Annotated in this window: 10 protein-coding genes; 3 read left to right on the top strand and 7 right to left on the bottom strand. The window is 75.0% G+C overall.

Features of this window, described 5'->3' with window-relative positions; genetic code table 11:
* Nucleotides 1-121: 121 nt before the first annotated feature.
* Together ACFV0G_RS17455 and ACFV0G_RS17450 are read right to left on the bottom strand one after the other, a co-directional pair.
* On the bottom strand, nucleotides 122-982 hold the full coding sequence (locus ACFV0G_RS17455; RefSeq protein WP_380547750.1) for an ABC transporter permease: 861 nt from the start codon (nucleotides 980-982) through the stop codon (nucleotides 122-124).
* Nucleotides 972-1,796: an ABC transporter ATP-binding protein gene (locus ACFV0G_RS17450; protein WP_380547747.1), complete on the bottom strand. Its 825-nt coding sequence runs from the start codon at nucleotides 1,794-1,796 to the stop codon at nucleotides 972-974. Before ACFV0G_RS17450 ends, ACFV0G_RS17455 begins: the two co-directional genes overlap by 11 nt.
* A 237-nt stretch (nucleotides 1,797-2,033) precedes the next feature.
* Between ACFV0G_RS17450 and ACFV0G_RS17445 the strand changes: the two genes are divergently transcribed.
* The 3 genes from ACFV0G_RS17445 (at nucleotide 2,034) to ACFV0G_RS17435 (ending at nucleotide 4,897) form a co-directional block, all read left to right on the top strand.
* A complete protein-coding gene (locus tag ACFV0G_RS17445) occupies nucleotides 2,034-3,614 on the top strand; it encodes an ATP-binding protein (RefSeq protein ID WP_380547744.1) in 1,581 nt (526 codons plus the stop codon).
* Complete coding sequence (locus ACFV0G_RS17440) at nucleotides 3,611-4,297, top strand: response regulator (protein WP_380547741.1); 687 nt, start codon at nucleotides 3,611-3,613, stop codon at nucleotides 4,295-4,297. The genes ACFV0G_RS17445 and ACFV0G_RS17440 overlap by 4 nt, the downstream gene beginning before the upstream one ends.
* Before the next feature lie 213 nt (nucleotides 4,298-4,510).
* Nucleotides 4,511-4,897, top strand: coding sequence for a hypothetical protein (locus tag ACFV0G_RS17435; protein WP_380547738.1), 387 nt, complete (start codon nucleotides 4,511-4,513; stop codon nucleotides 4,895-4,897).
* Between the two features lie 27 nt (nucleotides 4,898-4,924).
* Here ACFV0G_RS17435 and ACFV0G_RS17430 read toward each other — a convergent pair whose 3' ends face one another.
* The 5 genes from ACFV0G_RS17430 to ACFV0G_RS17410 all read right to left on the bottom strand — a co-directional run bounded on the left by ACFV0G_RS17430 (nucleotide 4,925) and on the right by ACFV0G_RS17410 (nucleotide 9,556).
* Entirely contained in the window at nucleotides 4,925-6,571 is a 1,647-nt protein-coding gene (locus ACFV0G_RS17430; RefSeq protein ID WP_380547736.1) for a cation acetate symporter, read from the bottom strand.
* Entirely contained in the window at nucleotides 6,568-7,038 is a 471-nt protein-coding gene (locus ACFV0G_RS17425) for a DUF485 domain-containing protein (protein WP_380547733.1), read from the bottom strand. Before ACFV0G_RS17425 ends, ACFV0G_RS17430 begins: the two co-directional genes overlap by 4 nt.
* A gap of 161 nt (nucleotides 7,039-7,199) precedes the next feature.
* Complete coding sequence (locus ACFV0G_RS17420; RefSeq protein ID WP_380547730.1) at nucleotides 7,200-7,895, bottom strand: response regulator; 696 nt, start codon at nucleotides 7,893-7,895, stop codon at nucleotides 7,200-7,202.
* A complete protein-coding gene (locus ACFV0G_RS17415) occupies nucleotides 7,892-9,052 on the bottom strand; it encodes a sensor histidine kinase (protein ID WP_380547726.1) in 1,161 nt (386 codons plus the stop codon). Before ACFV0G_RS17415 ends, ACFV0G_RS17420 begins: the two co-directional genes overlap by 4 nt.
* A 21-nt stretch (nucleotides 9,053-9,073) precedes the next feature.
* Nucleotides 9,074-9,556 (bottom strand): DUF1453 domain-containing protein, encoded by a 483-nt coding sequence (locus ACFV0G_RS17410; RefSeq protein WP_380547723.1) that lies wholly within the window; start codon nucleotides 9,554-9,556, stop codon nucleotides 9,074-9,076.
* Nucleotides 9,557-9,659 lie beyond the last annotated feature (103 nt).

Below are 9,659 nucleotides of genomic sequence, written 5' to 3'. Positions count from 1 at the left end.
CGGGGGGGGGGGGGGGGGGGGGGGGGGGGGGGGGGGGGGGGGGGGGTGGGGGGGGGGGGGGGGGGGGGGGGGGGGGGGGGCGGGGGGGGGGGGGGGGGGGGGGGGGGGGGGGGGGGGGGTGTCAGCGGCCGTCGCCGGCGTCGGCCGGCTTCCAGCGGAAGAGCCGCTTCTCGGCGAAGGTGAGCAGGCCCTCGGTGAGCAGCGCGACGACGGCGAGGATGGTCATCGCGGCGTACACGCCGGCCGCGTTGAAGGTGCCCTGGGCGGCGGCGACCATCAGGCCGAGGCCCTTGGTGGCGCCGATGTACTCGCCGACGATGGCGCCGATCAGGGCGAAGCCGAAGCTGACGTGCAGGCTGGTGAAGATCCAGGTGGTGGCCGCGGGGATGACCACCTGCAGGGTGACCCTGCGGTTGTCGGCGCCCAGGATGCGGGCGTTGGCGACCAGGTTGCGGTCGACCTCGCGGGCGCCTTGGAAGGCGTTGAAGAACACCGGGAAGAACACCAGCACCACGGCGGAGGCGACCTTGGAGGCCGGGCCGAGGCCGAACCAGATCAGGAAGATCGGCGCCAGCACGATCCGCGGGATCGCGTTGAGGACCTTGATGTACGGGCCGAACACGTCGGCCAGGAAGCGGATCCGGCCGAGCGCGATGCCCAGCAGCACGCCGCCGACCACGCCGACGACCCAGCCGGAGAGCGCCTCGTACAGGGTGTAGCCGATCTGCTCGGCGAGCGATCCCTGGGCGGTGCCGTGGGTGATCCACTGCCAGATCTGGGCCCAGATCTTCGAGGGCTGGGAGAAGTTGAACGGGTCGATCAGCCCCGTCCGGGAGCAGAGCTCCCACAGGCCCAGGAAGGCGGCCAGGACCGCGGCGCGGGCGGCGTGGACGCCCAGGCGGCGGTTGCGGGCGGCCCGTTCGCGGACCTCGGTCCGGGTGGTGGCGGCGGGGGCGGCGACGGCGGCGGTCTCAAGCGGCACGACCCGCTCCTCTCTCACGGGTGATGCGGACCTCTTCGCCGAGCGAGGCCCAGATCTCGCGGTACAGCTCGACGAAGCGGGGCTCCAGGCGGACGGCCTCCACGGTGCGCGGGCGCGGCAGGTCCACGGTGAAGATCTCCTTGACGGTGGCCGGGCCGGCGGTCATCACGACCACCCGGTCGGCCAGTGCGATCGCCTCGTCCAGGTCGTGGGTGACGAACACCACCGAGGAGCCGGTGCCGGCCCACAGCTCCAGCAGCTGGTCGGACATCAGCGCCCTGGTCTGCACGTCGAGCGCCGAGAACGGCTCGTCCATCAGCAGGATCCGCGGATCGTTGACGAAGGTCTGGGCGAGTGCGACGCGCTTGCGCATGCCGCCCGACAGCTGGTGCGGGTAGCGGTCCTCGAAGGCGGACAGGCCCACCCGGGCCAGCCAGTCGCGGGCCTTCTCGCGGGCCCGGTCGGCGGGGACGCCGCGGAAGCGGGGGCCGGCCATGACGTTCGACAGCACGGTCCGCCAGGGGAAGACCGCGTCCTGCTGGAAGACGAAGCCGACGTGCTCGTTGATGCCGGAGACCGGCTCGCCGTACACCCGCACGTCGCCCTCGGTGGGCTCCTCCAGGCCGCTGACCAGGGTCAGGGTGGTGGACTTGCCGCAGCCGGTCGGGCCGACGACGGCGACGAACTCGCCGGGCGCGACGGTCAGGTCGAGCTCCCGGACGGCGGTGTGCAGGGTGCCGGAGGGGGTCCGGAAGCGTTTGGTCGCCCCGGTCAACTCGATCGCCGGGACGGCGCCGGCCTTGTGCGGGCTCACGTGAACCACCTACCTCCTCGGCCGGCGTCGTCGCCGGCTCGGTGCTGTGGTCCGGGACGCTACGAGGGGCACCGGCAGGCGCGGGAGCCTTGCGGGCGTAACGCGGCTTTGCGGCGTTGAGGGGTGTTGTGCTCTTTTTGCTTCCGCTACAACAGCCGGGGCGGGGCTGACAGAAACACGCAGGAAACATAGGGTGACCCTCCACCCCCACCCCCGCTGAGCTGGAAGGAGTCCGCGATGAGGCGACCGCACTGGCCGCGCCGGGTCTTCGCGCAGCTGCTGCTCAGCCAGACGGTGGTGACCGTGGGCGTCACGGCGGTGACCGCCGGGCTGTTCCTCGCCCCGGTCAGCCGGGAGCTGGACCGCGACGCGATGCAGCGGGCCCTGTCCATCGCGCAGGTCACCGCCACCGACACGGCCGTCGCCCGGGCGGCGGCCGACCGCGACCCGGCGACCGCGCAGCGCATCGCCGAACAGATCCGGCTCTCCACCCGGGCCGAGTTCGTCGTGATCACCGACACGGACGGCATCCGGCTCTCGCACACCGACCCGTCCCGGATCGGCCTGCGGGTCTCCACCGACCCGGAGCCGGCGCTGCGCGGGGAGAGCGTCACCGCGATCCAGGACGGCACCCTGGGCCGCACCGCGCGCGGCAAGGTGCCGCTGCGGCTCGCGGACGGCCGGATCGTCGGCGAGGTGTCGGTCGGCATCAGCGACGACTCGATCCGCCGGCGGCTGCTGTCGATGGCCGGCGGCATCCTGCTCTGCGCGGGCGCCGGCCTGGCCGCCGGGCTGGCCGCGACGCTGCTGCTCGCCCGGCGGCTCAAGCGCCGCACCCACAACATCGCGGTCGCCGACATCGCCGGTCTGCTGGTCGAGCGGGAGGCGATGCTGCACGGCATCCGCGAGGGCATGGTGGCGCTGGACGCGGCCGGGCGCATCCGGTTGGCCAACGACGAGGCGCTGCGGCTGCTCGCGCTGTCCGGGGAGTGCTCCGGGCGGACGGTGGACGAGGTGCTGCCGCCCGGCCGGCTGGCCGACGTGCTGACCGGCCGGATCGAGGGGGCCGACCTGCCGGCCGTCCGCGACGACCGGGTGCTGGTGGTCAACCGGATGGCCACCGCGGACGGCGGCGCCGTCACCACCCTGCGCGACCGCACCGAGCTGGAGTCCCTCGTCCGCGAGCTCGACAACACCCGCAGTCTCACCGAGGCACTGCGGGCCCAGGACCACGAGCACGCCAACCGGATGCACACCCTGCTCGGGCTGCTCGAACTCGGCCGGCACGACCAGGCCGCCGCGTTCATCTCGGAGCAGTCCGGCTCGCACGCCGCGCTCGCGGCGCGGATCGGCGAGCAGGTCCAGGACCCGCACGTGGCCGCCCTGCTGGCCGGGAAGGCCGCCGTCGCCGCGGAGCGCGGCATCCGGCTGGGCGTCACCCCCGACAGCCACCTGCCGGACGCCGCGGTGGACGCCCGCGCCCTGGTCACCGTGGTCGGCAACCTGGTCGACAACGCCCTGGACGCGCTGTCCGGCGGGGTCGTCGAGGTCCGGCTGCGGGCGGTCGGCCCGACCCTGCTGGTCGAGGTCGCGGACAGCGGGCCGGGGGTGCCGCCGGAACTGCGCGAGCTGATCTTCGAGGAGGGCTGGACCAGCAAGCACGCCCCGGCCCACCGCCCACGCGGACTCGGCCTGGCGATGGTCCGCCGCCTCGTCGAGCGCTCCGGCGGCCGGCTCGCGGTCGGCGAGGGCCCGCTCGGCGGCGCCCGCTTCACCGTGGAAATGCCCGAGGCCCTGCGCACCCTGGAGACCGCATGATCGACGTCCTCGTGGTCGACGACGACTTCCGGGTCGCGGACGTGCACGCCGCGTACGTGGCGAAGGTCCCGGGCTTCCGGGTCACCGGCACCGCGCACAGCGCCGGCCAGGCGCTCGCGGCCCTGGAGCGCACCCCGGTCGACCTGGTGCTGCTGGACCACCACCTGCCCGACGAGAGCGGGCTCGCCCTCGTCCGGCGGCTGCGCGAGGCCGGCATCCGCTGCGACGTCATGATGGTCACCGCCGCCCGGGACGTCTCCACCGTGCACGCGGCGATGCAGCACGGCGCGCTGCAGTACCTGGTGAAGCCGTTCAGCTTCGCCGGGCTGCGGGACAAGCTGACCGGCTACGCCGAGCTGCGGCACGCGCTCGCCGGGCCGGCCGCCCGGGAGACCTGCCAGGACGAGGTCGACCGGATGTTCGCCGCGCTGCGCTCGGGCGCCTCGCCCACCTCCGCGCTGCCGAAGGGGCACAGCGCGCCCACCACCGACCTGGTGCTCGGGGCGCTGCGGCGGGCCGGGCGGGCGCTGTCCGCGCAGGAGGTGGCGGACGCCACCGGGCTGTCGCGCTCCACCGCGCAGCGCTACCTCAAGCAGCTGGCCCGGGACAGCCGGCTGCGGCTTTCGCTGCGCTACGGCGACACCGGCCGCCCCGAGCACCGGTACCTGCTCGCGGCCCGCTGAGGCCCCGGCGGGCGGGCGCCCGCACTCCCGGCACGCACGGCTCCCCGGCGACGGCGGCGGGCCGGGCCGCCCCGCTTCGGCCACGGTCCGCAATCGGACGGATACCTGAGGTTCGGTCAGATGTCGGACACTCACGGTGGCGATTCTGTCACGGACATGACATAGTCAGCGATGCCTACCCACCAAGGCTCTGATTCAAAGGAGAACAGTGCCATGTTATTCCGTATCGCAGGCCTGACTGCCGCAGCGGCAACGACCATCGCGCTGACCGGCGGCACCGCGGCGGCTGCGCCCCGCCAGGCCTGCCCGGCCTCGGTCAACCGCCCCTGCGTCTGGCAGCAGCCCGCCGCCGAGGGGATCGTGGGAGGCGGCCGGCTCGACCCGGCCGACGCCGCCCACCCGGTGATGCTGCGGGTCGAGGTCCGCGTCCAGCGGGCCTGGGGCAGCCCGTGGCAGACGGTGGCCGCCGCCACCCTGGTCACCACCGGCCCCGCGACCGTCACCACCCCGGCGGTGAAGACCGACTACCGCACCATCGTCTGCGCCACCGGCGGCCCGGCCGACCGGCCCGAACTGCACGTCACCAACTGCACGTTCTGAGCCGGGCCCACCGGCGCCGGGCGCGGGTCAGACCGCCCCGGCGCCGGTGAGCGCGCGGACCTCCAGCTCGGCCCAGCGGTCCGCGTCAGCGGGCTCGCGCGAGGTCACCGTACCGATCCAGCCCGCCAGGAAGCCGGCGGGGATGGAGACCAGGCCCGGGTTCTCCAACGGGAACCAGTGGAAGTCCACCCCGGGCAGCAGCGCCGTCGACACCCCGGAGACCACCGGTGAGAAGACCACCAGCAGCACCGCCGGCACCAGCCCGCCGTACACCGCCCAGACCGCTCCGCGGGTGGTGAACCGCCGCCAGAACAGGCTGTACAGCAGGGTCGGCAGATTGGCCGAGGCGGCCACCGCGAACGCCAGGCCGACCAGGAACGCGACGTTCAGCCGCTGGGCCGACAGGCTCAGCACGATCGCCAGCGCCCCGATCACCACCGCGGAGATCCGGGCCGCGACCACCTCCTCGTGCTCCCCCACCTCCCGGCCGCCGCGCCGCCAGGCCCGGGCGTACAGGTCGTGGGCGAACGCGGCCGAGGAGGCCAGGGTCAGCCCGGCCACCACCGCGAGGATGGTCGCGAAGGCGATCGCGGAGATCAGCGCGAACAGCACCGCCCCGCGCACCGAGCCCGAGCCGCCCAGCACCAGGGCCAGCAGCGGCACCGCCGTGTTGCCGCCCGGGTTGGCCGCGCGCACCTCGGGCCCGCCGACCAGCGCCCCGGCGCCCAGCCCGAGCACCACGGCCATCAGGTAGAAGCCGCCGACCAGCGCGATCGCCCAGATCGTCGAGCGCCGGGCGGCCCGGGCGGTGGGCACCGTGTAGAAGCGGCAGAGGATGTGCGGCAGCCCGGCGGTACCCAGCACCAGGGCCAACCCCAGGCTGACGAAGTCCAGCCGGCTGATCGCGCTCCCGCCGTACTTCAGCCCGGGCTCCAGATAGGCCCGGCCGAAGCCGCTGCGGTCGGCGGCGGCGGTCATCAGCGCGGCGAGGTCGCCGTGGAAGCGGACCAGCACCAGCACCGTCAGCAGCAGCGAACCGGCCACCAGCAGCACGGCCTTGACGATCTGGATCCAGGTGGTGGCGCGCATGCCGCCCACCGTCACGTAGACGATCATCAGGGCGCCGACCCCGACGATCGTCCAGCCCTTGGCCTGGCCCGCGCCGGTGCCCAGCAGCAGCGCGACCAGGCTGCCCGCGCCGACCATCTGGGCGATCAGGTACAGCAGCGAGACCACCATGCTGGCGGCGCCGACCGCGGCCCGCACCGGGCGCTGGCGCATCCGCAGCGCCAGCACGTCGGCCAGGGTGTAGCGGCCGGCGTTGCGGACCAGCTCGGCGACCAGCATCAGGACGACCAGCCAGGCCACCAGGAAGCCGATGCTGTACAGCACGCCGTCGTATCCGTACAGCGCGATCAGGCCGGTGACGCCGAGGAAGGAGGCGGCGGACAGGTAGTCGCCGGAGAGCGCCAGCCCGTTCTGCAGCGGGCCGAAGCCGCGGCCGCCGGCGAAGAAGTCCTCGGCGGCGTGGCCGCGGCGGCCGACCCAGAGGGTGATCGCCAGGGTGACCAGGACGACGACCGCGAACAGCGCGACCGCCAGCGTGTGGTGCGTGCCGGCCGGGGCGGCCGCGGCGAGGCGCCCGGCGACGGCCGGGGCGGCGGACCCGCTCACCGGAGCTGGTCCTGGGTGTCCCAGCGGAGCTCCAGCGCCGCCCGGTCGCGCCGGGTGCGGGCGTTGCGGGCGTACAGCCAGGTGAGCAGGAAGGTCGAGGCGAACTGCCCGAGCCCCAGCAGCCAGGCGACGTTCACCGGGCCGACGACCTGACGGGCCATCAGGGCCGGTGCGGCGGCCTGCGCCACGAGGTAGAGCAGGTACCAGCCGAGGAAGGCGCCGGTGGCGGGGAGCACGAAGCCGCGGTACCCGCGGCGGATCTCCTGGAACGCGTCGCTCGCCTGCACTGCCCGGTACACCGCGCCGGCGTCCGGCCCGGTCGGCCCCGGCCCGGCGGACTCGGCGGTGCGGGGGGCGGCGGCCTCGGCCCGCGGCGCCCCGGCGGGCCCCGGCACCCGCGCCCTGCGGACGCCGGCCCGGCCCGCTGCCGGGCCGGCCCACCGGTCGAACCTCTCCTGCTGCACCACGGATGCTCCTGGACGGGACGCGCCGCGACAGGGCAGGCGTCGGTACGGGCACGGAGGCCGGGATTCCGGTCGCGCGCTGACCCGACCAGAATGGGACCGGCATCCACGCCTGCGCCAATCGATGCAGGAACGTTCACCCAAACTGATGAGCGGCCGTCAGCTCACGAACGGCGTGAGATTCCATGCCGAAAGGCGTACGCCACGGCCTGCGCCCGGTCGCGCACCGCGGTCTTGGCGAAGAGGTTGTTGATGTGCGTCTTCACCGTGGACGGGCTGACGAACAGCTCGGCCGCGATCTCCGCGTTGGACAGCCCCTCGGCGATCAGCGCCAGCACCTCGGCCTCGCGTGCGGTGAGCCCGTCCGGCAGCGCCGCCGACCGCTCCCGCTCCTCCTCGACGGGGGCCGCCGGCGCCGCCGGGGCCGGTCCGGACAGGCTCTCCAGCAGGCGCCGCTGCACCTGCGGCGAGAGCCCCGCCGCACCGGAGCGCACGTCCGCGATCGCCCGGGCGATCTCCTCCGCCCCCGCGTCCTTGGTCAGATAGCCGCGCGCCCCCGCCCGCAGTGCGGGGAAGAGCGAGTCGTCGTCGGCGTACGTGGTGAGCACCACCACCTCGGTTGCCGGGTGGTCGGCCCGGATCCGCCGGGTCGCCTCGACGCCGTCGCAGCGCGGCATCCGAAGGTCCATCAGCACCACGTCCGGGGCGTGCTCGGCGACCAGCCGGACGGCCTCCTCGCCGTCCGCGGCCGCACCCACCACCTCGATCCCCGGCAGCAGGCCGAGCAGCATCACGATGCCCTCGCGCACCACGGTCTGGTCGTCCGCGACGACCACCCGGGTCACCGGCCCCGCGCTCATGTCGGCACCCGCAGCAGCACCCGCCATCCTCCGTCCCCGGGCCCGGCCGAGAGTTCCCCGCCGAGCAGTTCGGCGCGCTCGCGCATCCCCAGCAGACCGTACCCGGAGCCGCTGTCGGCGAGGCCCGCCGGGGCGCCGCCGCGCGCCGGGCCGGTGTTGCGCACCTCCAACTCGACGGCGTCCGGCAGATAGGCCAGCCGTACCGTGACCCGGGTGCCCGGCGCGTGCTTGCGGGCGTTGGTGACCGCCTCCTGCGCGACCCGGCGAACCGCCAGCCCGGCCTCGGCCGGCAGCGCCCGCGGCGGCCCCTCGATCGCCAGCGCGGCCCGCTCACGGTCCGTCAGCTCCACCAGGAAGTCGCCGACCGGGGTGAGTTCGCCGCGCAGCGCGGACAGCGCCTGCCGGGTCTCGGCCAGCCCCTCCTGCGCCATCCGGCGGGCCGCCACCACCCGCTCCCGGACCTGCGCCCGGTCGGCGCCGCCGTCCAGCATCAGCCGGGCCGCCTCCAGGTGGACGAGCTGGGCGGAGAGGCTGTGCGCCAGCACGTCGTGGATCTCCCGGGCGATCCGGGCCCGTTCGGCCAGCGCCGCGCTCTCCGCCTCCGCCGCCCGGGCCGCCCGCTCCTGTTCGAGCAGCCGCCGCTGGGTGCCGCGCGCCTCGGCGTCCATCCGGAGCAGATAACCCAGCAGGCCCAGGCCGGCTGCGGTGGTCAGCCCCGCCACCAGCGGTTCGCCGTTCATCACCGCGAACGAGACCAGCGCCGCACCGGCCACCGCCACTCCGGCCGCGAGCGGCAGCCGGACCAGCACGATCACCCCCAGGCCGGCCCACACCACCCCGGCCAGCGTGTACGCCCCGCCGTCGTTCGCCAGCACCGCCACCAGCAGCAGGCCCGCCGAGCAGGCGAGCGCCGGCCACAGGCGCCGTGCCCGGGCCGAGACGTAGAAGCCCGCCAGGAGCGCGGCCGCCCCGGCCATCCAGCCGACCGCCACCGCGGCGTGCCAGCCGTGGAAGCGCCCGGAGGAGAAGGTGCCCCAGGCCACCACGGACAGCAGCACCAGCCGGCCGCCGAGGCTGATCGCCTGCCGCGGCCGGGTCAGCGGCTCCCGGTACGGGAAGCTCCCGGCCGGCCAGCGGGTCAAGAACTCCAGGGACACCTGCGACTCCTTCCGCACGGTTCAGAGGGCGACCCGGTCGAAGCGCTGCGCCACCCGCAGCTTCAGCACCGCGCCGCGGACCAGCAGCAGCCCGGCCAGCGACAGCAGCAGCACGTCCGTACCCTGCCGCACGTGCAGCGCACCGCCCAGCGCGTACCAGCCGATCCGCAGCACGATCATGCCCGCCCAGGCGGCCAGGGTTGCCCCGGTTCCCTTGGCCCAGACCGTGCCGTCCGCCTCCTGCCACAGCCGGACGGTCCAGCCCCAGACGCAGCCCATGGCGAGCACGGTGACCAGCGAACCGGCCAGCACGGCCAGCGCGGCCGCCCGGTGGCCGCGGTCGATCAGCGCGGGGTCGCGCAGCGCGACCACGGCCAGCACCAGCGGCACCAGCCAGAAGCGGCCGCCGGTGTCGATCCGGCGGGCCTTCATCTGGCGGCCGACCACCAGCACCACCACCGCGAGGGCGATCAGGACGTTGGCGAGGGCGGACAGCGACGACATGGCGGGCTCCCGAGGAGAGGCTGACTGACCTCACCGACGCTACGGATCCGCCGCCGGACGGGCCTCGGAGCCGGGACCGAGATCCGGGCGGACGTGCCGAGGC

This window comes from Kitasatospora sp. NPDC059571 (assembly GCF_042735675.1).
Taxonomy (GTDB): Bacteria; Actinomycetota; Actinomycetes; order Streptomycetales; family Streptomycetaceae; genus Kitasatospora.
Note: the sequence above shows the minus strand (reverse complement) of the source record. Positions and strands in the feature narration are given on the sequence as shown.

What these genes read in the sequence shown, in the direction of transcription:
- ACFV0G_RS17445 (WP_380547744.1), top strand. Translation starts at nt 2,034, where the DNA reads ATGAGGCGACCGCACTGGCCGCGCCGGGTCTTCGCGCAGCTGCTGCTC.
- ACFV0G_RS17440 (WP_380547741.1), top strand. Translation starts at nt 3,611, where the DNA reads ATGATCGACGTCCTCGTGGTCGACGACGACTTCCGGGTCGCGGACGTG.
- ACFV0G_RS17435 (WP_380547738.1), top strand. Translation starts at nt 4,511, where the DNA reads ATGTTATTCCGTATCGCAGGCCTGACTGCCGCAGCGGCAACGACCATC.
- ACFV0G_RS17420 (WP_380547730.1), bottom strand. Translation starts at nt 7,895, where the DNA reads ATGAGCGCGGGGCCGGTGACCCGGGTGGTCGTCGCGGACGACCAGACC.
- ACFV0G_RS17410 (WP_380547723.1), bottom strand. Translation starts at nt 9,556, where the DNA reads ATGTCGTCGCTGTCCGCCCTCGCCAACGTCCTGATCGCCCTCGCGGTG.